This window comes from Streptomyces sp. RPA4-2, from assembly GCF_012273515.2.
GTDB classification, from domain to species: domain Bacteria; phylum Actinomycetota; class Actinomycetes; order Streptomycetales; family Streptomycetaceae; genus Streptomyces; species Streptomyces kaempferi.
The window spans coordinates 3,636,905-3,662,033 of sequence record NZ_CP050975.2 but is presented as its reverse complement, the minus strand read 5'-3'; the positions used below and the strand labels follow the sequence as shown (position 1 = coordinate 3,662,033).

Here is a 25,129-nt window from a genome sequence, read left to right as displayed (position 1 = left end):
GCGGCCCGTCTGCTTATCCTGGCCGACATGCTGACCATCACTCAGGCCCTCGTCGACCAGATCGTCGCGCACGCGCGCCAGGACCACCCCGACGAGGCGTGCGGCGTCGTCGCCGGCCCGGCGGGCACGGGCCGCCCCGAGCGCTTCATCCCGATGCTCAACGCCGCCCGCTCGCCCACCTTCTACGAGTTCGACTCGGGCGATCTGCTGAAGCTGTACCGCGAGATGGACGACCGCGACGAGGAGCCGGTGATCATCTACCACTCCCACACGGCGACCGAGGCGTACCCCTCCCGCACGGACATCTCCTACGCCAACGAGCCCGGCGCGCACTACGTCCTCGTCTCGACCGCGGACGCCGACGACGCCGGACCCTTCCAGTTCCGTTCGTACCGGATCCTGGAGGGCGAGGTGACGGAGGAGGAGCTCAAGATCGTAGAGGCCTACTGATCTCACCCCCCGGCCCAGAAGTATCCGGAATGCGAGATCACACTCGGGGATCCCGGGCGGGAATCGATACGATGAGCCCATGGTTTCCCAGGACGTGAGCGAGAAGACGCCGGGCGTGCTGCTCGTGGCGCGGCTGCACGTCGATCTGTGCAGGCTGCAGAGCGCCATCTGTACGCGCTGATCCGGCCGCCGCCGTACGGCCGTGAGCCATCGGGGTACCCCGGGTGAAGCCGCCGCTTCGGGGATCCGCAACCGGCGTACCCCATGCTTTCCCGCGCTGCCGCGCGCCCACCGACCGACTTCCTTCCGACAGGAGCCCGAACCCATGGCCATCGAGGTCCGCATCCCCACCATCCTGCGCACCTACACCGGCGGCGAGAAGGCCGTCGAGGGCGGCGGGGAGACCCTCGCCGAGCTCTTCGCCGACCTCGAGACCCGGCACGCGGGCATCCAGGCACGCATCGTCGACGACGGCCAGCTGCGCCGCTTCGTCAACGTCTACCTGAACGACGAGGACGTCCGCTTCCTCGACGGCATCAACACCAAGCTCGCCGACGGCGACAACGTGACGATCCTGCCGGCCGTGGCCGGCGGCATGGCCTGATCGGCCGCTGGTCACCGATGCGCTACGACTCCCCGCTCGCCGCGGTGGGCAACACCCCTCTGGTGCGCCTGCCGCGGCTCTCGCCGTCCGCGGACGTCCGTGTCTGGGCGAAGCTGGAGGACCGCAATCCCACCGGCTCGGTCAAGGACCGGCCCGCGCTGCACATGATCGAACAGGCGGAGAAGGACGGCCGTCTGACACCCGGCTGCACCATCCTGGAACCGACGTCGGGCAACACGGGCATCTCGCTGGCGATGGCGGCGAAGCTCAAGGGCTACCGCATGGTGTGCGTGATGCCCGAGAACACCTCGCAGGAACGGCGTGAGCTGCTCGGCATGTGGGGCGCGGAGATCATCCCCAGCCCGGCCGCCGGCGGCTCCAACACCGCCGTGCGCGTCGCGAAGGAACTGTCGGCCGAGCACCCCGACTGGGTGATGCTGTACCAGTACGGGAACCCCGACAACGCGGGGGCGCACTACGCGACGACAGGGCCGGAGATCCTCGCCGACCTGCCTTCCATCACCCACTTCGTGGCGGGCCTCGGCACCACCGGCACCCTGATGGGCGTCGGGCGCTTCCTCCGGGAGAACAAGCCGGACGTGAAGATCGTCGCGGCGGAGCCGCGCTACGACGACCTGGTGTACGGGCTGCGCAACCTGGACGAGGGCTTCGTACCCGAGCTGTACGACGCGTCCGTCCTGACCACCCGGTTCTCGGTCGGCTCCGCCGACGCGGTGACCCGCACCCGGGAGCTGCTCCAGCAGGAGGGCATCTTCGCGGGGGTCTCCACCGGGGCCGCGCTGCATGCCGCGCTCGGGGTCGGCCGCAAGGCGCTCGCCGCGGGGGAGAGCGCGGACATCGTCTTCGTGGTGGCCGACGGGGGCTGGAAGTACCTGTCGACGGGGGTCTACACCGCCGCGACGACGGAGGAGGCCATCGCCACGCTCCAGGGGCAGCTCTGGGCGTAGGGGTGCGCTCCGCCCCCACACCCCCGTTCGGCCTTAAGGGCCTTGTCCTCGATCGCCGGACGGGGCCCGCATCTCCGGCCCGTCCGGCGATCGAGGACGAGCCCTTCGGGCGATGCGGGGGTCCAGGGGCGCAGCCCCTCGGCGGGGTCCGGGGCGGAGCCCCGGGGGCGAGGACGTCAGTCGGCCAGGTGGCGGACCTGGTCCCACAGCACCGGATCGACCACCCCGACCCGCCGCCGGAACTCCCCGACGGACACCTCGCGCAGCTCATCCGTCTCCAGGAAACTCGCCCGCCCGTCCCCGACCGCCCCGGGCGGCAGCGGAATCACCCCGGCCCGCTCGTCGTGGTACTTGCTCGTGATCTTCGCGACGGTCGCCCGTTCCCCCCGCACCACCAGGACCAGACACGGCCGGTCCTTGCCTCCGGCCATGTCCTCGTAGGGAACGTTCGCCCACCAGATCTCCGCCGGCCGGGGCCGCGTCCCCCGCCGCACCCCGACGGACCGTCGCGCGGGCCGCCGGCCGGGGCGACCGGGCCGGCCGGGCGGCCGGGTGCGGGCGGAGGGCCGGCGCCCACGGCGTCCCCAGCCGTCCACCAGCGTCGCGACGAGCGCGAGCAGCACCACGGCCGCCAACGCGAGCCACCAGGACGTGTCCATACCAAAGAAGGTACCGGCGCGCACCGCGACGCGCCCCCCGCCCGCACGACGCGCCCGTGCCACCTTCGTCCGAGCGTCCATCCGAACCGGTGACAGCACAGGTGAGTTCGCCCACAACAGCCCCTGGCGGAGGAGCGACCCGCCCTTTTGCGCCTTACGCTCGACGGACCGCACGACCCCCGTTTCCGTATCTGCTCCGAGTAGTTGCCTACCGCACTTACTCCCTGCACTTCCTGTCAGCGCGGAGGTTCCAGCTCTTATGAAGCTCACCGTCGTCGGCTGCTCGGGGTCGTTCCCGTCCGCGGAATCGGCCTGCTCGAGCTACCTCGTAGAGGCCGACGGCTTCCGGCTGCTTCTCGACATGGGCAACGGTGCCCTTGGCGAGCTGCAGCGCCACTGCGGTCTTTACGACCTCGACGCGATCTTCCTCAGCCATCTGCACGCCGACCACTGCATCGACATGTGCGCGTACTTCGTCGCGCGCTACTACCGCCATGAGGGCGGCCGCTGCGACCCGATCCCCGTCTACGGACCCGAGGGCACGGAGCAGCGCCTGACCACCGCGTACGCGGACACCCCCACCGCCTCCTCGATGAGCGAGGTCTTCGACTTCCACACGGTCAAGCCGGGGTCGTTCGAGATCGGCCCGTTCACCGTCCACACGGAACGGGTCCGCCACCCCGTGGAGGCGTACGCCATCCGTGTCGAGCACGGTGGGAAGTCGCTGACGTACTCCGGGGACACGGGTGTCACCGTGACCCTGGACGAACTCGCCCGGGACACCGACCTGTTCCTCTGCGAGGCCGCGTTCACGCACGGCAAGGAGAACATCCCCGACCTGCATCTCAACGGCCGTGAGGCGGGTGAGACGGCGGGCCGTGCCGGAGCCCGCCGTCTCCTGCTCACCCACATCCCGCCGTGGACGGACCCCCGGATCAACCTGGCCGACGCCCGCACGGCGTACTCGGGCCCGGCGGATCTGGCGGTGCCTGGGATGTCGTACGAGATCTAGGGCCTGTCGTCCGCCTCATGTGCGGGACGCGCGGCCGTAGAGACGAGTGAGGGCCCCCGGAGTGATCTCCGGGGGCCCTCACTCGTCGTGGGCGGGTCTACTTGGCCTCGGCCTTCAGCAGCTCCGCGAGTTCCTCGTCGGACTCGCGGCCCGGCGTCGGCAGGTTCCACTTCGTGATCGCGAAGCGGAAGACGACGTAGTAGACGACCGCGAAGCAGAGTCCGACCAGGACCAGGCCCCATGGGTTGCTCGCGATGCCGATGTTCAGGCCGAAGTCGACCGCGCCGGCGGAGAAGCCGAAGCCGTCCTTCATGCCGAGCGCCCAGGTCAGCGCCAGGGACGCGCCGGTGAGCAGGGCGTGGATGGCGTACAGGGCCGGTGCGATGAACATGAAGGTGAACTCGATCGGCTCGGTGACACCCGTGACGAACGAGGTCAGAGCGATGGAGAACATCATGCCGCCGACGACCTTGCGGCGCTCGGGGCGGGCGCAGTGCACGATCGCCAGGCACGCGGCCGGCAGGCCGAACATCATGATCGGGAAGAAGCCGGTCATGAACTGGCCCGCGGTCGGGTCGCCGGCCAGGAAGCGCCCGATGTCACCGCTCTTGCCGTGGTACTCGCCCGCCTGGAACCAGGGGAAGGAGTTCAGCAGGTGGTGCATGCCGATCGGGATCAGCGCACGGTTGGCGACACCGAAGATGCCGGCGCCGACGGCGCCCGAACCGACCAGCCACTCACCGAAGTTGTGCAGACCGGTGCCGAGCACCGGCCAGATGTATCCGAACACGATGCCGATCAGCAGGCCCGCGAAGGCGGACAGGATCGGGACGAGGCGGCGGCCGCCGAAGAAGCCGGCCCAGTCGGGCAGCTTGGTCCGGTGGAACTTCTGGTAGAGCAGGGCGACGACTATGCCCATCACCACGCCGCCCAGGACCTTGGCGTCCACCGGTGCGTCGACCATGACGACCTTGCCGTCGACGGCCGTGGCCACCTTCGGCAGGTTCTTGTCGGTGAAGGTCGCCAGCACGTTCTTGAAGACCAGGTAGCCGACCACCGCAGCGAGCGCCGTGGAGCCGTCCGACTTCTTCGCGAAGCCGATCGCGATGCCCACGGCGAACAGCAGCGCCATGTTGTCGAGGATCGCGTTGCCGCCGGCCGCCATGAAGCCGGCGATCTTGGTGAAGAACGTGGGGAAGGACGGACGGCCGAGCATGTCGGTGTTGCCCAGTCGCACCAGGAGCGCGGCGGCGGGCAGTACGGCGACCGGCAACATCAGGCTGCGGCCGATGCGCTGCAGAACAGCCATCACGCCGGAGCCCTTCTTCTTGTCGGCCGCGGGAGCGGCGCTGGCCGTGGTCACAACTTCCTCCAGTGGGCAAGGCGCCGCCCGGGGGACAATGAAGGGGGTGGGGACGGCGTGGTCTACACCACTCAGTGGTGTAGACCTGTTGTAGCACGGTGAAGGCTGGATAAGGAACCCACGAATTTTGTGGCCTCGGCCATACCGGGAATACCCCCTGCATTCATGCCGAAAGGCCCCCGGACCTGCGGGTCCGGGGGCCTTTCGAGTGGGGAGGACTACGCCTTGGTGAGGTCCTCGACCTCTTCCTCCGGCTCCCGTCCGGGCGTTCTGAGATCGAACCTGGTGATCGCGAACCGGAAGATCACGTAGTACAGGACGGCGAAGCACAGCCCGATCGGGATGATCGCCCACGGTCTCGTCGCCAGGTTCCAGTTGATGACGTAGTCGATGAGACCGGCCGAGAAACTGAAGCCGTCGTGCACGCCGAGCCCCCAGGTCACCGCCATGGAGACACCGGTGAGCACCGCGTGGACGGCGTACAGCACCGGCGCGATGAACACGAAGGAGTACTCGATCGGTTCCGTGATGCCGGTGACGAACGACGTCAGCGCGAGCGAGAGCATCATGCCGCCGATCTCCTTGCGGCGATGCGGCCTCGCGCAGTGGGTCATGGCCAGACAGGCGGCCGGCAGCGCGAACATCATGATGGGGAAGAAGCCCGACGTGAACTGACCCGCGTTCGGGTCGCCCTGCAGGAACATGTTGATGTCACCGTGCACCACCGTCCCGTCCGGTGTGGTGTAGCTGCCGAACTGGAACCAGATGGGCACGTTCAGGAACTGGTGCAGGCCGATCACCAGCAGGGCCCGGTTGGCCAGGCCGAACACGCCCGCGCCCCACGCGCCCAGACTGACCAGCCAGTCGCTGAAGGTCTGCAGGCCGTCGCCGACCGGCGGCCAGATCCACAGGCACAGCGCGGCGAACACGATGGCGACGAACGACATGATGATCGGCACGAGCCGGCGCCCGTTGAAGAAGCCGAGCCAGTCCACCAGCCTGGTGCGGTGGAACCGCTGCCAGAAGTAGGCGGTCAGCAGCCCCATGACGATGCCGCCGAAGACCCCCGGATTCTGGTACGTGAACGCCGTCACGGAGGTGTCGGGCAACTGGCAGCCGATGTTCTGGATGACCTTCGCCTGCTGCGCACAGCTCTCCGGGAACTGGTGCAGCACGCCGAAGTACACGAGAAACCCCGCGACCGCCGCGAGCGCGGTGGAGCCGTCCGCCTTCTTCGCCATACCGATGGACACGCCGACGCAGAACAGCAGCGGCAACCCGAGCGAGCCGTCGAGCAGCGCGCCGCCGGCACCCTTCATGACCTTGGAGACGCTGTCCCAGCCGAGTCCGTCCGAACCGAACATGTCCGGCTGGCCGAAGCGGTTGAGAATGCCCGCGGCAGGCAGTACCGCGATGGGGAGCTGGAGGCTGCGGCCCATCTTCTGCAGGCCCTGGAACAGGTTGTTCCAGCGGGCGTGCGCGGGTACGGCGGCGCTGTCGGCACTCATGGGCGTCCTTCGTGCGGAGCCGGTTTGGCGACCGTCCGTCAGCTGGTGTAGACCAGTCGGGTGTGGGCTGGTCGGTGAAGACCGGTCGGCGAACGGCCGCACTGTCGTGAACGCCATCATTCGGTACACACCGCATGAATGCTCGCGAAGATGGGCCAACTGTGGGTTACTGCGACAAAGCGGTTCGGATCAGGGAGTAGGACATGGCCACCAAGGCTGAGAAGATCGTCGCCGGGCTCGGCGGCATCGACAACATCGAAGAGGTCGAAGGCTGCATCACCCGCCTGCGCACCGAGGTCGTCGACCCGAGCAAGGTCGACGAGGCCGCCCTGAAGGCAGCCGGAGCCCACGGCGTCGTCAAGATGGGCACCGCCATCCAGGTCGTCATCGGCACCGACGCCGACCCGATCGCCGCGGACATCGAAGACATGATGTGAGCCACGCTCCCTGAGCCCGGCTCACCCCTGAGGGGCTGCTTCCGCCATCGGAGGCAGCCCCTCACCCGCATGCGGCTAGGCTCATCGCCATGTCTCGAATCGACGGCCGCACCCCTGAGCAACTGCGCCCCATCACCATCCAGCGCGGCTGGAGCAAGCACGCCGAAGGCTCCGTCCTCGTCTCCTTCGGCGACACCAAGGTGTTCTGCACCGCCTCCGTCACGGAGGGCGTCCCGCGCTGGCGCAAGGGCAGCGGCGAAGGCTGGGTCACCGCCGAGTACTCCATGCTCCCGCGCGCCACCAACACCCGCGGCGACCGCGAATCCGTCCGCGGCAAGATCGGCGGCCGCACCCACGAGATCAGCCGACTGATCGGCCGCTCCCTGCGCGCCGTCATCGACTACAAGGCCCTCGGCGAGAACACCATCGTCCTGGACTGCGACGTCCTGCAGGCCGACGGCGGCACGCGCACGGCGGCCATCACCGGCGCCTACGTCGCACTGGCCGACGCCGTCACCTGGGCGCAGAACAAGAAGCTGGTCAAGCCCGGCCGCAAGCCCCTCACCGGCACGGTCTCCGCCGTCTCCGTCGGCATCGTCGGCGGCGTCCCCCTCCTCGACCTCTGCTACGAGGAGGACGTCAAGGCCGACACCGACATGAACGTGGTCTGCACCGGCGACGGCCGCTTCGTCGAGGTCCAGGGCACCGCCGAGGCCGAGCCCTTCGACCGCAAGGAGCTCAACGCGCTGCTCGACCTGGCCGTCTCGGGCTGCGACGAACTCGCGGCGATCCAGCGGGCGGCGCTCGAGGCAACCGTGGGTTAACCCTTCGCGTTCTTAGGGGTACGGGCGTACGGTCCAGCCGTGCGCCCCGCCGGCCCCCATGGGGCGGGCCGACCGCACCACCGGTCGACCACATCCTGTCCACGGGGAGGGACCGTTCCATGGCCGCGCGCCACCGTCGCCGCACCGCCGCAATCGCCGTCACCGCCGCACTCGTCGCCCTGCCCGCGGCGGTCGGCTGCGATGCCGTCAACAAGGCCCTGGACTGCGTCCAGACCGCCGACGCCATCGCCGACAGCGTCACCGACCTCCAGCAGGCCGTGGAGAACGCGGCGAACGACCCGACGCAGACCGATCAGTCCCTCAACGCGATAGAGCGGAACCTCGGCAAGATCGGCGACAAGACCGACAACGCGGATGTCAACAAGGCCGTCGACGACCTGGGCAAGGCCGTCGACAACGTCCGTACCGCCGTCAGGAACGGGGACAACACCCCCGACATCAGCCCCGTCACCGACGCCGCGGGAGAACTGACGAAGGTCTGCACCCCGTAGGAGCCACTCCCCGGGGTTGGGGATACTGAGGGCCATGACCCGCCTGATCCTCGCCACCCGCAACGCCGGAAAGATCACCGAGCTGAAGGCGATCCTCGCCGACGCCGGTCTCACCCACGACCTCGTCGGCGCGGAGGCCTTCCCGGAGATCCCCGACGTCCGGGAGACCGGCGTCACCTTCGCCGAGAACGCCCTCCTCAAGGCCCACGCCCTGGCCCGGGCCACCGGCCTGCCCGCCGTCGCCGACGACTCCGGCCTCTGCGTCGACGTCCTGAACGGCGCGCCCGGCATCTTCTCCGCCCGCTGGGCCGGCCGGCACGGCGACGACCAGGCCAACCTGGACCTCCTGCTGGCCCAGCTCTCCGACATCGACGAGCCGCACCGGGGCGCCCACTTCGCCTGCGCGGCGGCCCTCGCCCTGCCCGACGGCACGGAGCGGGTGGTGGAGGGCCAGCTGAGGGGCACCCTCCGGCACACCCCCGCGGGCACGAACGGCTTCGGCTACGACCCGGTCCTCCAGCCGGACGGAGAGACGCGCACCTGCGCGGAACTCTCCCCCGACGAGAAGAACGCGATCAGCCACCGGGGGAAGGCGTTCCGGGGGCTGGTGCCGGTGGTTCGGGAGTTGTTGGGCTGAGGGTGTGCAGGCCGAAGGCCCTGCTCACGACGCGCGTGTGCAGGGCCCTCGTTTTCGGTGCGCCCGGTCGGATTCGAACCGACAGACACGACCACCTAAAGATCGCCGCTCAGCCGTTGGCGCACGGGCGCGTGAACCACGGATCAGTTTAACTGGACGGAGCCGGTTACAGGCGGGGAGAGTCCTGCTGCGCGGGGAGCTGCCTGCCCCCTCGGCACCATGTGCTGGTGATCGCGTGGCAGTTCGGGCACAGCAACCGCAGGTTCTCGCGCCGGTCGTCACTCCAGTCGCCGTTGATGTGATCGACCTCCAACGTCATGGGCTTCCCGGTCCACTCGGGACCGGTCCCGCACTCGGCGCACCTTTCGGGTACACCGACCTCGCGAAGTGCCCGCCGCAGTTGGCTGGTCTTCGTCCGCCGCTCGCCCTTGTGCTTGACCAGCACGTCCTCAGCTTGCTTCAAGGGTGTCGGACCACGCTTCCCGCGCAGGTGACCTTGGCCCAGGAAGTGTGAGGTGTCGATGCCGTACGCCGCAGTCATCCGGTGGAACAGTGCGCGAAGGTGGGTTTTGTCGGGGCAGTCCACCCTGCGAAGGGCTTCGGCGATCGAAGCGGACTGAGCGACGGCTTGGCGCAACTCGCTCTCGCCGGGGATCTCCCCGTGTCTGCCAGACGCTTGGGGAAAGTGGGTGATGTCGATACCGAAGTGCTCGAATCGCCGGTACAAGTAGCGCCTGAGGTTCGCGTACGGCCGAGTGCCGAAGAACGCGATCACCTCGTCGATGCTTGAGCACTGCCCGGCGGCCCGAATGAGGAGCGGTCGCGTGTATCGGACACCGCTGCTCACGAGGCGTCGTCCTTGCCACGCCCCTTGCCTCGGCCCCTGTAACTTGCCGTTGTCGAGTGGCAGTTGGGGCAGAGGAACCGAAGGTTCCCGATGCGGTTGTCACGCCAGTTGCCGTTGATGTGATCGATCTCCAACGGGAGCGGGTGCCCTAGCCAGACGGCTTCCATGCCGCAGAAGGCGCAGAGCTCCGGCACCCCCGACGTCGTCAGTGCCCACCTGAGGCGGTCGCTCGGGATGCGCCGGGCATGACCGACAGCCTGCTCGACGAGCAGACCCTCCGGAGTCCGCGGACGGCGCGCCATTCCCCGTTGTGACGGCATCCGGAAGTGCGAGGTGTCGATGCCGTACGCCTTGACCCGACGGCTGATGTACGTGTGGTGCCCACCGACGACCTCGAGCCCGAGGTGCCGGAGCACCTCGCACATGTTGGTCGAGGCCGAAACGGCCGCCTGAAGGATCTCCCTGGTCCACCGCACGCCTTCTCGCTCGAAGTGAGAAACGTCCACCCCCAACTTCTTCATCCGGGTCAGGACGTATTGCCGCGTCGAACTCCGCGGATCCACTCCCAGCCGCGCCAGCGCCTCGGACAGCGTCCGGGACGCCCCGGCCGCTTCCGCCAAACGAGCCCGGGTGTATGCGCTGCTCCCCACCGCTTTCCTCCGTTCCGGCCGCACGTTCGCAGCCTCGTACGGAGTAACGAATCGTTTATCGGACAGTCACGCCCGTGTTCTCGCATGCCGTGGAGCGGCATCGGATGATGCTGCGCCACGGCGACTGCGAGTTTGCCGACGCTGGGGGGCTCGCGGTCTCAGATCCCCAGATCCTTGATGATCTTCGCCACGTGGCCCGTCGCCTTCACGTTGTACAGCGCGTGCTCGACCTTGCCCTCCTCGTCCACCACGACCGTGGAGCGGATGACGCCGACGACCGTCTTGCCGTACAGCTTCTTCTCGCCGAAGGCGCCGTACGCCTCCAGGACGGTCTTGTCGGGGTCGCCGACCAGGGTGACCTTCAGGGACTCCTGCTCGCGGAACTTGGCGAGCTTCTCGGGCTTGTCGGGGGAGACGCCGATGACGTCGTAGCCCGCGCCCGCCAGCAGGTCGAGGTTGTCCGTGAAGTCGCAGGCCTGCTTCGTGCAGCCGGGGGTCAGGGCGGCCGGGTAGAAGTAGACGATGACCTTGCGGCCCTTGTGGTCGGCGAGGGAGACCTCGTTGCCGTCGGCATCGGGCAGGGTGAAGGCGGGGGCGGTGTCGCCGGGCTGGAGTCGCTCGCTCATCGGTACCTCACGTGGCCGGGGGATGGTTACGGAACTACGGAGTGAGCGTAATGGGGGTGCCGAGGGGTGCGTCGCAGCGTGAGCTGACAGACTGTCGACTGCACAGAGTTCCAAAATCGACCACGGAGGCAGCGCGGTGTCGGATACGTCGAGAACGTCGGATACCAGGACTCCGGCGCAGATCGAGGCGGACATCAAGCGCCGCCGTGAAATCCTGGCGGAGACGCTGGACGAGATCGGTGTTCGGGTGCACCCGAAGACGATCGTCGGGGACGCGAAGGCCAAGGTCGCCGCGAACATCGATCACACCGTCGGGCGGGCGTACGTGGGTGTCCACCGCGTCGTCGGCGAGGTGAAGGGCCGGTTCGTCACCGAGGAGGGCGCGCCGAGGCTGGAGCGGATCGTGCCCGTGGCGCTCGTGGCGGTGGGCGTGGTGGGGCTGCTCGCGGTGGGCTCGCGGCGCCGCAAGCGCTGACCCGGCTGCGTACCGACGGCTCAAAGGCAGGTAGGTTCGGGGCGTGAGCGCCAATCAGGACAAGCAGAACACCCACCAGGACAAGTTGCCCATCCGCATGCTGCACGACCGCGTGCTGGTGCGGCAGGACGCCGCCGAGGGCGAGCGGCGTTCGGGCGGCGGCATCCTGATCCCCGCGACGGCGGCCGTCGGCCGGCGGCTCGCCTGGGCCGACGTCGTCGCGGTCGGGCAGAACGTGCGGACGGTGGAGCCGGGCGACCGTGTGCTCTACGACCCGGAGGACCGGGCCGAGGTCGAGGTGCGCGGGATCGCGTACGTGCTGATGCGCGAGCGGGATCTGCACGCCGTGGCCGCCGACCGGTTCGAGGGTTCCGAGGACTCGACCGGCCTCTACCTGTAGTCCGCTCCCCGCAGTCCGCGGTCCGAAAGGGGCTGGTGACCATGGTCACCAGCCCCTTTTGCCTGTGCTTTGCTACCGTGGAAGCACCCGACGAGACGCGCCGTACCGGGACTCCGCAAAGACGACGCACCCCTGTTGCCCCATGCACGGAGGTGCCTGTCATGGCCTGGGTTCTGCTGCTCGTCGCCGGCCTGCTGGAGGTCGGCTGGTCGATCGGGATGAAGTACACGGACGGTTTCACGCGGCTGGTGCCGAGCGTGCTCACGGGCGCGGGCGTCGTCGCGAGCATGGTGCTGCTGTCGTACGCGGCGAAGTCACTGCCCATCGGTACGGCGTACGGCGTGTGGGTGGGGATCGGCGCGGCCGGTGCGGCGGTGCTCGGCATGGTCGTGCTCGGTGAGCCGGCGACCGCCGCCCGGATCTTCTTCGTCTGTCTGCTGCTGGTGGCCGTGGTCGGCCTGAAGGTCACCTCCGGCCACTGACCCGTCACGATCCCCGCCCGCGGCTACTGCCTTCTCTGGGTGAGCCCGGTCAGCGGTCCCACCCCGGTGGTGGTGCCCGTCGTCCCGCCGTCGGTGGCGCCGCCGTTGCCCGGGGTGCCTCCGTCGGTGGCGCCCCCGTCGGTCGTGGTGCCGCCGTCGGTGGTGGTGCCGGTGGTCGACCCGTCGGTGGTGCCGCCGTCGGTGGTGGTGCCGGTGGTCGATCCGTCCGTGGTGGTGCCGCCGTCGGTGGTGCCGCCGTCCGTCTGGCCCTGGGTCTGGCCGCCGTTGTCGCCGGGCGGCGGGCTCTGGGTGTCCTGGCCGCCGGTCGCGGCGCCGCCGTCCTGGCCGCCGGTGCCGGGGGACTGGTCGGTGGGTCCGGTGCTCGGGAGCTGCTGCTGTTCCTCGGCGCCCGGCTGGAGTCGCAGGTCGAAGTCGCTCGAACTGGTGCCCTTGAGCGCGGACTTCGTGTACTGCGCCCAGATCTGTGCCGGGTAGCCGCCGCCGTTGAGCCGGGCCTGGCCGAGCGCGCCGTACAGCGACTTGTGGACGCCGGTGTCGGGGTCCTGGCCCATGACGGCGACGACGGTGGCGAGGTTCGGGGTGTAGCCGGCGAACCAGGCCGCCTGGTCCTCCTCCGCCGTGCCGGTCTTGCCCGCGGCCGGCCGGGCGGCGGCCTGCGCGGCCGTGCCGGTGCCGCCCTCGACGACGCTCTGCAGGACGGAGGTGGTGGTGTCGGCGGCCTGCCGGGTCACCGCCTGCCTCGTGGCCTGCTTGGGCAGGTGCACGTCCTCCGCGCCCCCCTTGGTGATCTTGTCGACGAGCGTGTACGTGCCGTGCTTGCCGTGGTTGGCGAGTGTCGCGTAGGCCTGCGCCATGTCGAGGACGCTGGCGGTGGACGGGCCGAGCGCGATGGAGGGGGTGGCGGTGAGGTCCGGGGTGTCGGCGGGGACGCCGAGGTCGACGGCGGTGTCCTTGACCTTGGACGGGCCGACGTCGACGGCCATCTGCGCGTACACGGCGTTGACCGACTTGTCGGTGGCGGTGCGCACGGTGATGGGCCCGTACGAGACGTTGTCCTCGTTCTCGGGCGCGTAGGTACCGCCGTTCCAGCCCTGCACGGGACGCTTGTCCGTGCCGTCGTAGAAGGTGTTCGGGGTGATCGTGCGGCCGTCCTCGGTGCGTGAGTCGTTCTGCACGGCCGAGGTGAACACGAACGGCTTGAAGGTCGAACCGACCTGGTAGTCGCGGCGCGTGGCGTTGTTCACGTACTGCTTGGTGTAGTCGATGCCGCCGTACATGGCGACGACCTTCCCGGTGGACGGGTCGATGGAGACGCCGCCGGCGCGGACGTAGCGGTCGACCTTGCGGGCCTTCTTGTCGAGGTGGCTCATCACCTGGTCGTCGACGGCCTTGACGAAGGCGTCCTGCTTGGGCCTCTGGAGGGTGGTCGTGATGCGGTAACCGCCGGTCTGCAGGGTGTCCTCGTCGATGATCTTGTGTTCGGCGAGGTAGTCGTTCACGGCCTTGACGAGGTAGCCGCGCTGGCCCGACATGCCGGTGGCGACCACCGACTGCTTGGGCTCGGGGAAGGTGACCTTGCCGCGTGCCGCCGGGGTCAGCCACTGCTTCTTGACCATGCCGTCGAGGACGTAGTTCCAGCGGGCCAGGGCCGCGGCCTTGTTCTCGGGGTGCGCGATCACGTCGTACTCGCTCGGCGCGTTCAGGAGCGCGGCGAGGTAGGCGCCCTGGCCGACCGTCAGGTCCTGGGCGTCGACGCCGTAGTACGCCTGGGCGGCGGCCTGGATGCCGTACGCGTTGCGGCCGTAGTAGCTGGTGTTGAGATAGCCCTCGAGGATGTCGGACTTGCTCTTCTGGCGGTCGAGCTTGATGGAGATGAAGAACTCCTTCACCTTCCGGGTGGCGGTCTGCTCCTGGCCCAGGTAGTAGTTCTTCACGTACTGCTGGGTGATCGTCGAGCCGGACTGCCTGCCCTTGCCGGTGGCGGTGTTCCAGCCGGCGCGGATCATCGCCTTGGGGTCGATGGCGGACTCGGTGTAGAAGTCCCGGTCCTCGGCGGCGAGCGCCGCGTGCTGGGCGTCCTTCGAGATCTGGGCGAGGGACACGTTCTCGCGGTTGACCTCACCGTCGCGGGCGAGCTGGCTGCCGTCCGCGTAGAGGTAGACGTTGCTCTGCTTGGTCGCGGCGGCGTTCGCGGACGGGATCTTGACCAGGTAGTAGCCGAGCGCGAAGAGACCGATCACGAGCAGGACGAGGCCGAGGAAGGTGCCGAGGACCATCCGCCAGGTGGGGATGAGCCGCCCCCAGCCGGTGCGCTTCCGCCTCGGTTTCTTCCCCGGCTTCCCGGGTCCGTCCGGCGTCGTGTGTTCCTGCGGTTGCCCGGGTCCGGGTCCGCCTGGTGTCGTGTGTTCCTGCGGTTGCCCGGGTCCGGGTCCGCCCGGTGTCGCGTGTTCCTGCGGCTTCCCCGGTCCGCCCGGCTTCCGAGGTTCCCCCGGTTCCTCCGGCGTCGCGCGTCCCTGCGGCTTCCTGGGTCCTTCCGGTCTTCCGGGTTGTTCCGGCCTTCCGGGTTGTTCCGGCGTCGCGCGGTCTTCCCGTTTCCCGGTCTCCTCCGGCGTCGCGCGTTCTTCCGGCCGTCCGGACTGCTCGGGACTTCCCTTCGTCTCCGGCCTTCCGGACTCCTCCGGCTTCCCCGGCGCTCCCGGCTTCTCCTGATCTCCCGGCTTCCCCGGCCCACCGGGTCCGCCCGGTGCCGCCTGGGCAGCCGGCTCGGGCCCCCTGGGTGCCCAGCCCTGGTTGTCCTGCTGCGGCTGCGGCTTGTCGCTCATCTGTTTGCCGGACTCCTGTTTCACGTCGTACGCACCCGTACGACCTCATACGCCTTGTGCGCCCCCTCTTGAAGACTGTCGCACCAAGCGTTCCGTTCCCGGATTCCGGCACGCGTCGCGCCGGAAAATGCCTGGCAGCGAGGATCGCCGTGGGACTAGGCTCCTGCGCTTCGGCCGAAAACGGCTTTCCCGGTGCAAGGAGGACTTCCTCGTGGGGACAGGGCGGTTGTACACGGCCGTCGCCCTGGGCGGGTTCCGGCGCTACGCCACCTACCGGACGGCGACGGCGGCTGGTGTGTTCACGAACACCGTCTTCGGGCTCATCCTGGCGTACATCATGACCGCGCTGTGGGACGAGAAACCGCACCTCGGCGGCTACGACCAGGCACAGGCGCTCTCCTATGTGTGGCTGTCCCAGGCGCTGCTCATGGTGGTCGCCACCATGGGCGGCGGCTTCGAGGACGAGCTCCTGGAGCGTATCCGTACGGGTGACATCGCGATCGATCTCTACCGTCCCGCCGACCTCCAGCTGTGGTGGCTGGCCCAGGACGCGGGCCGGGCGCTGTTCCATCTGCTGGGGCGCGGCGTGGTCCCGCTCGCGTTCGGCGCGCTCTGCTTCGACCTCGCGCTGCCCGCCGATCCGCTGACCTGGCTGGCGTTCCTGGTCGCGGTCGCCCTCGGGGTGCTCGTCAGCTTCTCCCTCCGCTATCTCGTCGCCCTGTCCGCCTTCTGGCTCCTGGACGGGGCGGGCACGGCGCAGATGGCCATGATCGCGGGCGTCTTCTGCTCGGGGATGCTGCTGCCGCTGAACGTCTTCCCGGGCGTGCTCGGCGAGGTGGTGCGCGCCCTGCCCTGGTCGTCCCTGATCCAGGCGCCCGTCGACGTGCTGCTGGGCACGGCGGACCCACTCGGCACGTACGCCTTCCAGGCGGCCTGGGCGGTCGGGCTGCTGGCGCTCGGCCGGCTCCTCCAGTCGGTGGCGACGCGAAGGGTGGTGGTGCAGGGTGGCTAGCCCGGCGGACAGCCCGGTGGACGAGCGGTCCCGGACGGCCGCGGCCGAGGCCGAGGACCCGTGGGCCCGGCAGGGGACGTACGCCCGGATGCGCGACGGACTGAGCGCGTACCGCATGATCGCCGCCATGTGGATCCGATCCACGATGGCCTACCGCGCGTCCTTCGCGATGACCACCTTCGGCAACTTCGCGGCGACCGGCCTCGACTTCGTCGCGATCCTGCTGATGTACTCGCAGATCGACCGGCTCGGCGGTTACAGCCTGCCCGAGGTGGCTTTCCTGTACGGGGTCTCGGCCATCGCGTTCGGGCTCACGGATCTCGTGCTCGGCTCGATGGACCGGCTCGGGCGCCGGGTGCGCGACGGCACGTTCGACACGCTGCTCGTGCGGCCCGTGCCCGTGCTCGCGCAGGTCGCCGCGGACCGTTTCGCCCTGCGCCGGCTGGGCCGGGTCACCCAGGGGCTGCTGGTCTTCGGGTACGCGGTCACCGCACTCGACATCACCTGGACGCCGTTGAAGGTGCTGCTGGTGCCGCTGATGGTGCTGAGCGGCGCCGCGATCTTCTCGGCCGTCTTCGTGGCCGGCGCGGCCTTCCAGTTCGTCGCGCAGGACGCCTCCGAGGTGCAGAACTCCTTCACGTACGGCGGCAGTACGCTCCTTCAGTACCCGCCGACCGTCTTCGCCAAGGACCTGGTGCGCGGGGTCACCTTCGTGCTTCCGCTCGCCTTCGTGAACTGGCTGCCCGCGCTCTACGTCCTGGGGCGGCCCTATCCGCTCGACCTGCCGGTCTGGGTCGCCTTCGCACCGCCACTCGTCGCGGCGGGCTGCTGCGTGCTGGCAGGAGCCGCCTGGCGGGCGGGACTTCGTTCCTATCGCAGCACGGGGAGCTGAACCGACATGACAACAGACCTTTCCGCGGGTCCGGTTGACGCCTTCATCGAGCTCGACCGCGTCGAGAAGGTGTTCGACGTGCGCAAGAAGACGGGCTTCCTGCGCAGCGAGCGCCGTCAGGTGCGGGCGGTGGACTCCCTCTCCTTCACCGTGCCGCGCGGGGAGATGGTCGGCTACATCGGACCGAACGGGGCCGGGAAGTCCACCACCATCAAGATGCTGACCGGGATCCTCACGCCGAGCGGTGGCCGGCTGCGGGTCGCGGGCATCGATCCGTCACGGGAGCGGACCCGGCTCGCGCGGCGCATCGGGGTCGTCTTCGGGCAGCGCACGACGCTGTGGTGGGACCTCCCGCTGATCGACTCCTACCGGCTGATGCACCGCATGTACCGCATCCCGGACGCCCGTTACCGCGAGAACCTCGATCGCTGCGTCGAACTCCTCGAACTGGGCGAGCTGTTGGACGTACCGGTCCGGCAGCTGTCCCTCGGCCAGCGGATGCGCGGGGACATCGCGGCGGCGCTGCTGCACGACCCCGAGGTCCTGTATCTCGACGAGCCGACGATCGGTCTGGACGTGATCAGCAAGGCCAGGGTCCGCTCGTTCCTGCGCGACCTGAACGCCGAGCGCGGCACGACGGTGCTGCTCACCACGCACGACCTCACCGACATCGAGCAGCTGTGCCGGCGGGTGATGGTCATCGATCACGGGCGGCTGATGTACGACGGTCCGCTGACCGGGCTGCACGAGGTGGGGGAGAGCGAGCGGACCCTCGTGGTGGACCTGGAGCGGGAACTGCCGCCCGTCGAGGTGGCGTCGGCGCGGGTCGTGAAGGTGGAGGGGCCCCGGCAGTGGCTCGCCTTCCCCGCGTCGGCGTCGGCGGCCGAACTGGTGGCGCGGATCGCGGCCCAGTACCCCCTGGTTGACCTCTCGGTGCGGGAGCCGGACATCGAGACGGTCATCAGCCGCATGTACGAGGAGAAGGCTCTCTCGTAGGCTGGTCCCATGACCGAGGATGTGCCTTCCCGGGGAAGCGACGACCAGCGCCCGGTGCCGCGGGCTCCCGAACCCGCGGGCCCGGAGTTGCGAGCCTCCGACGCCGATCGTGAACGGGTCGCCGAACAGCTCAGGGACGCCCTCGCGGAGGGGCGCCTCGACATGGAGGAGTTCGAGGAGCGGCTGGAGGCGACGTTCAGTGCCCGTACGTACCGGGACCTGGCGCCGCTCACCCGCGATCTGCCGGGCTCGGCCGCCGCGACTCCGGTGAACATGATCAAAGAGCCTGCTGAGAGCGGGAGTTGGGCCGCGCGGATCGTCGGCGGGGAGGGATCGTCCGGGTGGGGGGTCGCGATCCTGTCCGGGTTCGAGCGCAAGGGCCGCTGGACCGTGCCGCGGCGCTTCAGCTCCTTCGCCTTCTTGGGCGGCGGTGAGATCGATCTGCGCGAGGCGAACTTCGCCGACCGTGAGGTCGTCATCAACTGCGTCGCGGTCATGGGCGGTGTGAACGTCGTGGTGCCGCCCGGCGTGGAGGTCGTCGTCCGCGGCATCGGCATCATGGGCGGCTTCGACCACCGTGAGGAGGGGCGGCCGGGCGATCCCGGGGCCCCGCGCGTGATCGTCACGGGCTTCGCGTTCTGGGGCGGGGTCGGCGTGGAGCGGAAGGTCACCCGCGCCGAGCGGCTGCGGCTGAGGGAGGAGCGCCGCCAGGAGAAGCTGGATCGCAAGGCCGGCCGCGGGGCGCTGGGGGCCGGCTCACGGGGCCGCCTCGACGAGTACGACGCCCACCTCGAGGCGCTCGAAGAGGCCCGCGACCTGATCCGCGAGCGTCACGAGGATCGCCGGGAGAGGCACGCCGAGCGCCGCGAACGCCACGAGGCCCGCCGCCAGGAGCGCCACCGCCGCCACCGCGACTTCTGAACCGAGCACCGCCCCCGCCCCCGCGATTTCTGACCGGATCGGCACCGCCGCCCCCGCGACTTCTGGACCCGGTCGGCCCCCGCTACAGCTCCGCCGGGGCCGACCCCTTCAGGTCGTCCAGGTCGAAGACCTCCGCCATCCGCTCGTACCCCTTGTCGCTGGGGTGGAGATGGTCGCCCGAGTCGTAGTCGGAGCGGAGCCTGCGCGGGTCGTACGGGTCGCGCAGCGCCTTGTCGAAGTCGACGACGGCGTCGTACACCAGGCCCGCGCGGATCTCCTCGTTGACGGCCCGGCGCACCGCGTCGCGGCCGCTCGTGTAGCCGCGGTGGCCCCCGAAGGGCATCAGGGTCGCGCCGACGACGCGCAGCCCCCGGGCGTGCGCCTGCTGGACCAGCCGGCGCAGTCCGTCGGTGATCGCGCGCGGGTCGGCCTGGTACGGGTTGCGCAGGATGTCGTTGACGCCGAGGTCGATGACGACGGCCTTGACGTTCGTGCGGTCGAGCACGTCGCGGCGGAAGCGGTTGAGGCCGCTCGGGTTGTCGGCGGGCCGCCCGAGACCATCGGCCAGGACGCGGTTGCCGCTGATGCCCTGGTTGACGACGCTGTAGCGCGGCACGTCCCCGGAACCGGCCGCGGCGCGCAGCCGCTCCGAAAGGACGTCCGTCCAGCGGTGGTTGGCGCCCGTCGTGGAGGTGATGCCGTCGGTGAGCGAGTCGCCCAGGGCGACGACGGTGCCCGCCGACTCGTTGCTCAGCACGTCGAGGGCGGTCAGATAGCGCCAGTGCGGGGTCTGTTCGGTGTACGCGGCGCCGGTCGGGTCCTCGGTGCGGTCGCCCTCGGCGACGTACGAGATCTGCCGCGCGTGCTGGTGATAGGTGACCGGGCCGGACGGGGTGGGCGAGTACGTGGTCACGAGGACGTCGGTGTCGCGCGGGATCGGGATCCGCACGCCGTCGCTCATCACCTGCTGTCCCGCCGGGACGACCACCGCGGTGCTGCCGGCGAAGGTGAGGCGGCTCATGGTCCCGGCCGCGGCCGCCGCGTCGTTCTCGCCCGCGGCGACCGCGATCGAGGCGTGCGTGATGCGCAGCGGCTGCTGTCCGTAGAGGTTGGAGAGGGTGATGCGGGCGTCGGTGCCGCCGACGTCGACGTGCACGACGTTGCGCACGGAGCGGCCCGCCAGGCCGCCCGCCTCGGTGCCGGGTTCGGCTCCGCCGGGTGAGGCGGACCAGGCGGCGACCCAGGTGCCCACGGACGCGGGGGCCGCGGAGTTGTGGAGTCCGGGGGCGCCGGCGAGGGCGTTGCGGGTGCCGCTTCCGTCGTCGGCCGCGGCTCCGACGTATATGGCTGCGGATATGACCACGATCACGGCGACGATCGCGGCCAGCAGGGCATAACCGTGACGCTTGGTCATGCGGTGCGTGTCTCCTCGGGCGATGGGAGCCCGAGGCTCCGATGTGATGAACCCATGATGCGTCATGGGGTAGAGGGAGAAGGACAGGGCCCCTTCCGGGGACGACCCTGAGGCGTCCCGGAGATCCCCCTGAGTTCTCCCCGTCCGAACAGACGCCGGGAACTCCTGTTCCGTTCCAGGAGTCGGTCAGGAAGGGACAATGGGTACGAGGCCTCGGACGGGGTCGGTGAACGGGTGGAGCGAATGGAACGCACAGAACCGGAAGCAGCGGATACCGAAGGGCGGCGTGCCCGGCCGGGCGGCGCCGCGAACCGCGCGACGACGGCGCCCGGCCCGGTGAACCGCACGATGTCCTCGTTCAGCCCCGCCGACGAGGAGAAGCAGCGCGGCGTCCGCCGGATGAAGGCGACGGCGACCGGCCTGCTGCTCCTGGTCGCCCTGGTGTACGTCCTCGCCAAGTGGGCCTCGCACGAGGGCGCGGGCTCCTGGGCCGGATATGTCGCCGCGGCCGCCGAGGCCGGCATGGTCGGCGCGCTCGCCGACTGGTTCGCGGTCACGGCCCTCTTCCGCCATCCGCTCGGCCTGCCCATCCCGCACACCGCGATCATCCCCACCAAGAAGGACCAGCTGGGCGTGTCGCTCGGCGAGTTCGTCGGCGAGAACTTCCTCTCCGAGGAGGTCGTACGCCAGCGCCTGCGCGCCGTCGGCATCGGCGGCAGGCTGGGGGCCTGGCTCGCCGAACCGGAGCACGCGGACCGGGTCACGGCCGAGCTGGCCACCGCCCTCAGGGGAGCACTGACCGTGCTGCGCGACTCGGACGTGCAGGCGGTGGTCGGCGAGGCCATCACGCGCCGCGCCGACGCCCAGGAGATCGCGCCCGGCATAGGGAAGATGCTGGAGAAGATCGTCGCGGACGGCGGTCACAAGCGGGTCGTGGACCTGATCTGCGCCCGCGCCCACGACTGGCTGGTGCTCCACGACGAGCAGGTCATGGACGCCGTGCAGGGCGGCGCGCCCGGCTGGACCCCGCGTTTCGTCGACAAGAAGGTCGGTGAGCGGGTCTACAAGGAGCTGCTGCGTTTCGTCACCGAGATGCGCGACGCCCCGTCTCACCCGGCGCGCGGCGCCCTCGACCGCTTCCTCGGCGACTTCGCCTCCGACCTCCAGTCCGACACCGACACCCGTGCCCGGGTGGAGCGGCTCAAGGGCGAGGTGCTCGGCCGCGGTGAGGTCCAGGACCTGATCGCCTCCGCCTGGACGGCCGTACGATCCATGATCGTTTCCGCCGCCGAGGACGAGCGCAGTGAGCTGCGTCTGCGGGTGCGGGCCTCGCTGCTCTCGCTGGGCACCCGCATGGCCACCGAGCCCAAGCTCCAGGCCAAGGTCGACCGGTGGGTCGAGGGCGCCGCGGTGTACGTCGTGACGACCTACCGCAAGGAGATCACCTCACTGATCACCGACACCGTCGCCGGCTGGGACGCCGAGCACACGACCCGGAAGATCGAGGCGCACATCGGCCGTGACCTGCAGTTCATTCGGATCAATGGCACGGTGGTGGGATCACTGGCCGGACTGCTGATCTACGTGGTGTCGCGAGCGCTGGGGGCGTAACCACCCCGCGGCGGGGAATCCGGTCAGGGTTCGTCGAACGGAGAGGGAGCCATGACCCCACCAGCCGCGCCGGCCCCCGTGCCCGCTTCCATGGGCACCATCACCACGAGTGTCCCCTCCCGCCTCGACCGGCTTCCCTGGTCCCGGTGGCACTGGATGATCGTGATCGGCCTGGGAACCGTCTGGATCCTGGACGGCCTGGAAGTCACCACGGTCGGCAACATCGCGAGCCGGCTCTCCGAGGACGGCAGCGGTCTGTCCATCTCCTCGGCCCAGGTCACCGGCGTCGCGGCGGCGCTCTATGTCGCGGGAGCCTGCGTCGGAGCCCTCTTCTTCGGCTGGCTGACCGACCGTTACGGCCGCAAGAAGCTCTTCATGGTGACGCTCGTCGTCTACCTCGGCGCGACCGCGATGACCGCGCTCTCCTTCGACGCCTGGTGGTTCTTCACCTTCCGCTTCCTCACCGGCTTCGGTATCGGCGGCGAGTACGCGGCCATCAACTCGGCGATCGACGAGCTCATCCCCGCGAAGTTCCGGGGCCGCGTCGACCTGATCATCAACGGCAGCTACTGGCTCGGCGCGGTCGGCGGCGCGCTGCTGTCCGTCGTCATGCTGAACACGGACATCTTCCCCAAGGACGTCGGCTGGCGGCTCACGTTCGCCCTCGGAGTGGTCCTCGGGCTGGTGGTCCTGCTGGTCAGGCGGCATGTGCCGGAGAGCCCGCGGTGGCAGTTCATCCACGGCCGCGGCGAGGACGCGGACGAGCTGGTCACGTCCGTCGAGCGGGACATCGAGCGGGAGAAGGGCAGGCCGCTGCCGCGCGCCGAGGGCGAGATCACCATCGAGCAGCGCAAGAGCATCGGCTTCGGGCTCATCGCGCGGACCGTCTTCCGCCGCTATCCGAAACGCGCCGTGCTCGGCCTCTCCCTCTTCATCGGCCAGGCCTTCCTCTACAACGCGATCACCTTCGGTTTCGGCGCCATCCTCACCACGTTCTACGACGTCCCCTCCGGCGGCACCGGCTACTACTTCGCCGTCATCGCGGCCGGCAACTTCATCGGCCCGCTGCTGCTCGGCAAGCTCTTCGACACGGTCGGCCGCAAGGTGATGATCTCCTCCACGTACCTGCTGTCGGGCCTGCTGCTCTTCGGCACGGCCTGGCTCTTCGGCCAGGGCTCGCTGAACGCGGCGACGCTCACCGCGTGCTGGTGCGTCGTACTGTTCTTCGCCTCCGCGGGCGCGTCCAGCGCGTACCTGACGGTCTCGGAGATCTTCCCGATGGAGACCCGCGCGATGGCCATCGCCTTCTTCTACGCCCTCGGAACGGCCGCCGGTGGTATCAGCGGACCGCTGGTCTTCGCCGACCTCACGAAGTCCGGTGTCGTCGGCGACACGGTGCTCGCCTTCCAGATCGGCGCGGCCCTGATGTGCGCGGCGGGCCTGGTGGCCGCGTTCCTTGCGGTGAAGGCCGAGGGGCGCTCCCTGGAGGACATCGCCGCCCCGCTGTCGACGGCATCGTCCGGCACGTCCCACGAGCCGGCCTGACCCGGTCCGCCGACGACGAGCCGTCCCGGTTCCGACCGCCGTCCCGGTTCCGTCCGCCGCCCAGGTTCCGTCCGTCTAGCCGGTTCGAGCCACCGGGCCGGTTCCGTCCGACCGGGCGGTTCGGTCGGACTCGGTGGACCGGTCCGCCGAGGACGAGGATCTGAGTACGCATACTCTGTCGGGCCGACGCCCGGACAGGAACCCTCGTACGCATGACCGAGAAGCTGTTAAGCCCTCTGCGCACGCGCCCCTGGCCGGAACGCTGGCTGACGCGCGTGCTCGGCGCCGCCCTCTCCGGCGCGGCGTATCTCCTCTGCCTGCCCTGGGACCTGCGCAACCGCGCCGAGACGTCCGGGTCGCTCACCGAGACGACCCCGGTGACCGTCCTCGGCGTCGTGCTCCTCGGCGGGGCCCTGCTGCTCCTGGCGGCCTACTTCGGCCACCGGGACGCGCTGGCCTGGCCGTTGCTGCTGCTCGCGGTCCCGCCGGCCGCCCTGATGTACGTCTCCTTCCACGCCCACCCGGAGCCTCCGGACGCCGCGGTCTGGCCACTGGCGTGGGCGTCCTTCACGCTGGTCGTCGCGGCGGGGGTGCTGGTCGCGACGGCGGTGGCCCGGCAGTTCAGGGCGGACCTGGAGGAACAGGCCGACACACCGCTCCTCACCGGCCGTCGGGCCGGATCCTGCGGCTAAGGGCTGTCCCGTAATCCCCGGCGGGCGCACGACGACAGCTACGGCACTCCCCCGAGCTCTTCGAGCAGGGGGGACCCCCACGCCGCGTTGTCGGATCGCCCTGATACGTCCAGTATGAGGACGACCCTCCGCCTTGCGATGCACCGCATCTGACGCCGCGCGCTGATCCACCGGGGATTACGGGACAGCCCTTAGGCACCCGTGGTGGACCCCGGACGGATGATCATCAGTATCGTCACGGTGGCCCAGAGCAGGTTGAAGACGCCGGTGAACATGGCGAGCCGGACCGTCGCCCGGGGGTCCAGTACGCCGCTGTCGTGCCAGATGCCCTCCACGATCGCGGTCTGCCGGGGCAGCACCAGCGCCGCGAGCACGACCGCGGCCAGCGCCGTCAGGGCGATCGAGACGACCAGCCAGGTGTCGCCCAGGACACCCATGGCACTGGCGGTGGCGAACCCGAACACGGGGACCACGACGCCGACCGTCGCGTACACCCGGCAGATGCGGTGCAGCAGTTGGACGGTGGAGCGGGCCTGACCGTCCCGCGGCTCGGCGAGCGCCTTGCGGGCGGCGGGCGGGAACATGCTGGCGGCGACGGTGACGGGCCCGATCGCGACGATCGCGGCGAGGACGTGCACGGCAAGAAGGAACTTGGTCACGGGGTGACGCTATGGGCGGTCCGGATCTTGCAGAAGTGGCACTTTTGCCAGGGCCCGACGGATTCCCGCCAGCCGCGGCCCCGTCCCGTC

At 69.8% G+C, this 25,129-nt stretch carries 28 protein-coding genes, 1 tRNA gene and 1 riboswitch; of the genes, 19 read left to right on the top strand and 10 right to left on the bottom strand.

Translation table 11 applies throughout. From position 1 onward, the window contains the following. Positions 1-27: 27 nt before the first annotated feature. The 4 genes from HEP85_RS15915 (at position 28) to HEP85_RS15900 (ending at position 2,022) form a co-directional block, all read left to right on the top strand. Positions 28-450 carry a Mov34/MPN/PAD-1 family protein gene (locus tag HEP85_RS15915; protein ID WP_168528341.1) on the top strand — a complete coding sequence of 141 codons (423 nt, stop codon included), beginning with the start codon at positions 28-30 and terminating at the stop codon, positions 448-450. 79 nt (positions 451-529) lie between these two features. Then, positions 530-631: a putative leader peptide gene (locus tag HEP85_RS15910; protein WP_329288077.1), complete on the top strand. Its 102-nt coding sequence runs from the start codon at positions 530-532 to the stop codon at positions 629-631. A 144-nt stretch (positions 632-775) separates the two neighbouring features. Then, on the top strand, positions 776-1,054 hold the full coding sequence (locus HEP85_RS15905) for a MoaD/ThiS family protein (protein WP_148008611.1): 279 nt from the start codon (positions 776-778) through the stop codon (positions 1,052-1,054). A gap of 17 nt (positions 1,055-1,071) precedes the next feature. Continuing rightward, positions 1,072-2,022: a PLP-dependent cysteine synthase family protein gene (locus tag HEP85_RS15900; RefSeq protein WP_168528339.1), complete on the top strand. Its 951-nt coding sequence runs from the start codon at positions 1,072-1,074 to the stop codon at positions 2,020-2,022. Between the two features lie 176 nt (positions 2,023-2,198). Here HEP85_RS15900 and HEP85_RS15895 read toward each other — a convergent pair whose 3' ends face one another. Continuing rightward, positions 2,199-2,681, bottom strand: a complete 483-nt coding sequence (locus tag HEP85_RS15895) for a type II toxin-antitoxin system PemK/MazF family toxin (RefSeq protein WP_329288075.1) — start codon at positions 2,679-2,681, stop codon at positions 2,199-2,201. Between the two features lie 259 nt (positions 2,682-2,940). Here HEP85_RS15895 and HEP85_RS15890 point away from each other — a divergent pair, with 259 nt between their 5' ends. Then, complete coding sequence (locus tag HEP85_RS15890) at positions 2,941-3,693, top strand: MBL fold metallo-hydrolase (protein WP_168528338.1); 753 nt, start codon at positions 2,941-2,943, stop codon at positions 3,691-3,693. Positions 3,694-3,790: 97 nt separating this feature from the next. Here HEP85_RS15890 and HEP85_RS15885 read toward each other — a convergent pair whose 3' ends face one another. After that, positions 3,791-5,056 (bottom strand): PTS transporter subunit EIIC, encoded by a 1,266-nt coding sequence (locus HEP85_RS15885; RefSeq protein WP_168528337.1) that lies wholly within the window; start codon positions 5,054-5,056, stop codon positions 3,791-3,793. Positions 5,057-5,274: 218 nt separating this feature from the next. Beyond that, positions 5,275-6,564: a PTS transporter subunit EIIC gene (locus HEP85_RS15880; RefSeq protein WP_168528336.1), complete on the bottom strand. Its 1,290-nt coding sequence runs from the start codon at positions 6,562-6,564 to the stop codon at positions 5,275-5,277. Between the two features lie 203 nt (positions 6,565-6,767). Here HEP85_RS15880 and HEP85_RS15875 point away from each other — a divergent pair, with 203 nt between their 5' ends. From HEP85_RS15875 to rdgB, 4 genes are all read left to right on the top strand, one after another. Beyond that, positions 6,768-7,001: a glucose PTS transporter subunit EIIB gene (locus HEP85_RS15875; protein WP_030569190.1), complete on the top strand. Its 234-nt coding sequence runs from the start codon at positions 6,768-6,770 to the stop codon at positions 6,999-7,001. An 89-nt stretch (positions 7,002-7,090) separates the two neighbouring features. Beyond that, positions 7,091-7,825, top strand: coding sequence for a ribonuclease PH (gene rph, locus HEP85_RS15870; protein WP_168528335.1), 735 nt, complete (start codon positions 7,091-7,093; stop codon positions 7,823-7,825). Positions 7,826-7,944: 119 nt separating this feature from the next. Beyond that, the gene (locus tag HEP85_RS15865; protein WP_168528334.1) at positions 7,945-8,337 is read left to right on the top strand and encodes a hypothetical protein; all 393 of its coding nucleotides are present in this window, start codon (positions 7,945-7,947) and stop codon (positions 8,335-8,337) included. A 34-nt stretch (positions 8,338-8,371) separates the two neighbouring features. Continuing rightward, positions 8,372-8,974 carry an RdgB/HAM1 family non-canonical purine NTP pyrophosphatase gene (gene rdgB, locus HEP85_RS15860; protein WP_329288071.1) on the top strand — a complete coding sequence of 201 codons (603 nt, stop codon included), beginning with the start codon at positions 8,372-8,374 and terminating at the stop codon, positions 8,972-8,974. A gap of 58 nt (positions 8,975-9,032) precedes the next feature. On the opposite strand, the gene HEP85_RS15855 is transcribed toward rdgB, so the two are convergent. From HEP85_RS15855 to bcp, 4 genes are all read right to left on the bottom strand, one after another. Beyond that, positions 9,033-9,105 (bottom strand) — tRNA-Leu (locus HEP85_RS15855). Between the two features lie 35 nt (positions 9,106-9,140). Beyond that, positions 9,141-9,821: an HNH endonuclease gene (locus tag HEP85_RS15850; protein WP_168528332.1), complete on the bottom strand. Its 681-nt coding sequence runs from the start codon at positions 9,819-9,821 to the stop codon at positions 9,141-9,143. Then, a complete protein-coding gene (locus tag HEP85_RS15845) occupies positions 9,818-10,471 on the bottom strand; it encodes an HNH endonuclease (RefSeq protein WP_168528331.1) in 654 nt (217 codons plus the stop codon). The genes HEP85_RS15850 and HEP85_RS15845 overlap by 4 nt, the downstream gene beginning before the upstream one ends. 158 nt (positions 10,472-10,629) lie before the next feature. Next, a complete protein-coding gene (bcp, locus tag HEP85_RS15840) occupies positions 10,630-11,097 on the bottom strand; it encodes a thioredoxin-dependent thiol peroxidase (RefSeq protein WP_168528330.1) in 468 nt (155 codons plus the stop codon). Positions 11,098-11,233: 136 nt separating this feature from the next. Here bcp and HEP85_RS15835 point away from each other — a divergent pair, with 136 nt between their 5' ends. From HEP85_RS15835 to sugE, 3 genes are all read left to right on the top strand, one after another. Next, entirely contained in the window at positions 11,234-11,572 is a 339-nt protein-coding gene (locus HEP85_RS15835) for a DUF3618 domain-containing protein (protein WP_168528329.1), read from the top strand. A gap of 97 nt (positions 11,573-11,669) precedes the next feature. After that, entirely contained in the window at positions 11,670-11,972 is a 303-nt protein-coding gene (locus tag HEP85_RS15830; RefSeq protein WP_103554526.1) for a co-chaperone GroES, read from the top strand. 66 nt (positions 11,973-12,038) lie between these two features. After that, a riboswitch (guanidine-III (ykkC-III) riboswitch) is annotated at positions 12,039-12,103 on the top strand. Positions 12,104-12,133: 30 nt separating this feature from the next. Further along, on the top strand, positions 12,134-12,454 hold the full coding sequence (gene sugE / locus HEP85_RS15825; protein ID WP_168528328.1) for a quaternary ammonium compound efflux SMR transporter SugE: 321 nt from the start codon (positions 12,134-12,136) through the stop codon (positions 12,452-12,454). A 23-nt stretch (positions 12,455-12,477) separates the two neighbouring features. Here sugE and HEP85_RS15820 read toward each other — a convergent pair whose 3' ends face one another. Further along, positions 12,478-14,751, bottom strand: coding sequence for a transglycosylase domain-containing protein (locus HEP85_RS15820; protein ID WP_168528327.1), 2,274 nt, complete (start codon positions 14,749-14,751; stop codon positions 12,478-12,480). A 757-nt stretch (positions 14,752-15,508) separates the two neighbouring features. Between HEP85_RS15820 and HEP85_RS15815 the strand changes: the two genes are divergently transcribed. From HEP85_RS15815 to HEP85_RS15800, 4 genes are read left to right on the top strand one after another with little or no spacing between them, the layout of a single operon-like run. After that, a complete protein-coding gene (locus tag HEP85_RS15815) occupies positions 15,509-16,309 on the top strand; it encodes an ABC-2 family transporter protein (protein ID WP_168528326.1) in 801 nt (266 codons plus the stop codon). After that, positions 16,302-17,201, top strand: coding sequence for an ABC transporter permease (locus tag HEP85_RS15810; RefSeq protein WP_248001948.1), 900 nt, complete (start codon positions 16,302-16,304; stop codon positions 17,199-17,201). Before HEP85_RS15815 ends, HEP85_RS15810 begins: the two co-directional genes overlap by 8 nt. Before the next feature lie 6 nt (positions 17,202-17,207). Next, positions 17,208-18,197 (top strand): ATP-binding cassette domain-containing protein, encoded by a 990-nt coding sequence (locus tag HEP85_RS15805; RefSeq protein ID WP_168528325.1) that lies wholly within the window; start codon positions 17,208-17,210, stop codon positions 18,195-18,197. 9 nt (positions 18,198-18,206) lie between these two features. Next, a complete protein-coding gene (locus tag HEP85_RS15800) occupies positions 18,207-19,118 on the top strand; it encodes a DUF1707 domain-containing protein (RefSeq protein WP_369657731.1) in 912 nt (303 codons plus the stop codon). An 82-nt stretch (positions 19,119-19,200) separates the two neighbouring features. Here HEP85_RS15800 and HEP85_RS15795 read toward each other — a convergent pair whose 3' ends face one another. Beyond that, positions 19,201-20,532, bottom strand: coding sequence for an SGNH/GDSL hydrolase family protein (locus HEP85_RS15795; RefSeq protein ID WP_168528323.1), 1,332 nt, complete (start codon positions 20,530-20,532; stop codon positions 19,201-19,203). Between the two features lie 243 nt (positions 20,533-20,775). On the opposite strand from HEP85_RS15795, the gene HEP85_RS15790 reads away from it, so the two are divergent. From HEP85_RS15790 to HEP85_RS15780, 3 genes are all read left to right on the top strand, one after another. Next, positions 20,776-22,143: a DUF445 domain-containing protein gene (locus HEP85_RS15790; RefSeq protein ID WP_168528322.1), complete on the top strand. Its 1,368-nt coding sequence runs from the start codon at positions 20,776-20,778 to the stop codon at positions 22,141-22,143. A 51-nt stretch (positions 22,144-22,194) separates the two neighbouring features. Next, a complete protein-coding gene (locus HEP85_RS15785; protein ID WP_168528321.1) occupies positions 22,195-23,688 on the top strand; it encodes an MFS transporter in 1,494 nt (497 codons plus the stop codon). A 212-nt stretch (positions 23,689-23,900) separates the two neighbouring features. Then, positions 23,901-24,380, top strand: coding sequence for a hypothetical protein (locus tag HEP85_RS15780; protein ID WP_168528320.1), 480 nt, complete (start codon positions 23,901-23,903; stop codon positions 24,378-24,380). 191 nt (positions 24,381-24,571) lie between these two features. On the opposite strand, the gene HEP85_RS15775 is transcribed toward HEP85_RS15780, so the two are convergent. Further along, the gene (locus HEP85_RS15775) at positions 24,572-25,039 is read right to left on the bottom strand and encodes a hypothetical protein (RefSeq protein ID WP_168528319.1); all 468 of its coding nucleotides are present in this window, start codon (positions 25,037-25,039) and stop codon (positions 24,572-24,574) included. Positions 25,040-25,129 lie beyond the last annotated feature (90 nt).

Excerpts from the sequence above, each read along its gene's own strand:
- HEP85_RS15915 (WP_168528341.1), top strand. The coding sequence starts at position 28 with ATGCTGACCATCACTCAGGCCCTCGTCGACCAGATCGTCGCGCACGCG.
- HEP85_RS15910 (WP_329288077.1), top strand. The coding sequence starts at position 530 with ATGGTTTCCCAGGACGTGAGCGAGAAGACGCCGGGCGTGCTGCTCGTG.
- HEP85_RS15905 (WP_148008611.1), top strand. The coding sequence starts at position 776 with ATGGCCATCGAGGTCCGCATCCCCACCATCCTGCGCACCTACACCGGC.
- HEP85_RS15900 (WP_168528339.1), top strand. The coding sequence starts at position 1,072 with ATGCGCTACGACTCCCCGCTCGCCGCGGTGGGCAACACCCCTCTGGTG.
- HEP85_RS15895 (WP_329288075.1), bottom strand. The coding sequence starts at position 2,681 with ATGGACACGTCCTGGTGGCTCGCGTTGGCGGCCGTGGTGCTGCTCGCG.
- HEP85_RS15890 (WP_168528338.1), top strand. The coding sequence starts at position 2,941 with ATGAAGCTCACCGTCGTCGGCTGCTCGGGGTCGTTCCCGTCCGCGGAA.
- HEP85_RS15880 (WP_168528336.1), bottom strand. The coding sequence starts at position 6,564 with ATGAGTGCCGACAGCGCCGCCGTACCCGCGCACGCCCGCTGGAACAAC.
- HEP85_RS15875 (WP_030569190.1), top strand. The coding sequence starts at position 6,768 with ATGGCCACCAAGGCTGAGAAGATCGTCGCCGGGCTCGGCGGCATCGAC.
- rph (WP_168528335.1), top strand. The coding sequence starts at position 7,091 with ATGTCTCGAATCGACGGCCGCACCCCTGAGCAACTGCGCCCCATCACC.
- HEP85_RS15865 (WP_168528334.1), top strand. The coding sequence starts at position 7,945 with ATGGCCGCGCGCCACCGTCGCCGCACCGCCGCAATCGCCGTCACCGCC.
- rdgB (WP_329288071.1), top strand. The coding sequence starts at position 8,372 with ATGACCCGCCTGATCCTCGCCACCCGCAACGCCGGAAAGATCACCGAG.
- bcp (WP_168528330.1), bottom strand. The coding sequence starts at position 11,097 with ATGAGCGAGCGACTCCAGCCCGGCGACACCGCCCCCGCCTTCACCCTG.
- HEP85_RS15830 (WP_103554526.1), top strand. The coding sequence starts at position 11,670 with ATGCTGCACGACCGCGTGCTGGTGCGGCAGGACGCCGCCGAGGGCGAG.
- sugE (WP_168528328.1), top strand. The coding sequence starts at position 12,134 with ATGGCCTGGGTTCTGCTGCTCGTCGCCGGCCTGCTGGAGGTCGGCTGG.
- HEP85_RS15820 (WP_168528327.1), bottom strand. The coding sequence starts at position 14,751 with ATGGTCCTCGGCACCTTCCTCGGCCTCGTCCTGCTCGTGATCGGTCTC.
- HEP85_RS15805 (WP_168528325.1), top strand. The coding sequence starts at position 17,208 with ATGACAACAGACCTTTCCGCGGGTCCGGTTGACGCCTTCATCGAGCTC.
- HEP85_RS15800 (WP_369657731.1), top strand. The coding sequence starts at position 18,207 with ATGACCGAGGATGTGCCTTCCCGGGGAAGCGACGACCAGCGCCCGGTG.
- HEP85_RS15795 (WP_168528323.1), bottom strand. The coding sequence starts at position 20,532 with ATGACCAAGCGTCACGGTTATGCCCTGCTGGCCGCGATCGTCGCCGTG.
- HEP85_RS15790 (WP_168528322.1), top strand. The coding sequence starts at position 20,776 with ATGGAACGCACAGAACCGGAAGCAGCGGATACCGAAGGGCGGCGTGCC.
- HEP85_RS15785 (WP_168528321.1), top strand. The coding sequence starts at position 22,195 with ATGACCCCACCAGCCGCGCCGGCCCCCGTGCCCGCTTCCATGGGCACC.
- HEP85_RS15780 (WP_168528320.1), top strand. The coding sequence starts at position 23,901 with ATGACCGAGAAGCTGTTAAGCCCTCTGCGCACGCGCCCCTGGCCGGAA.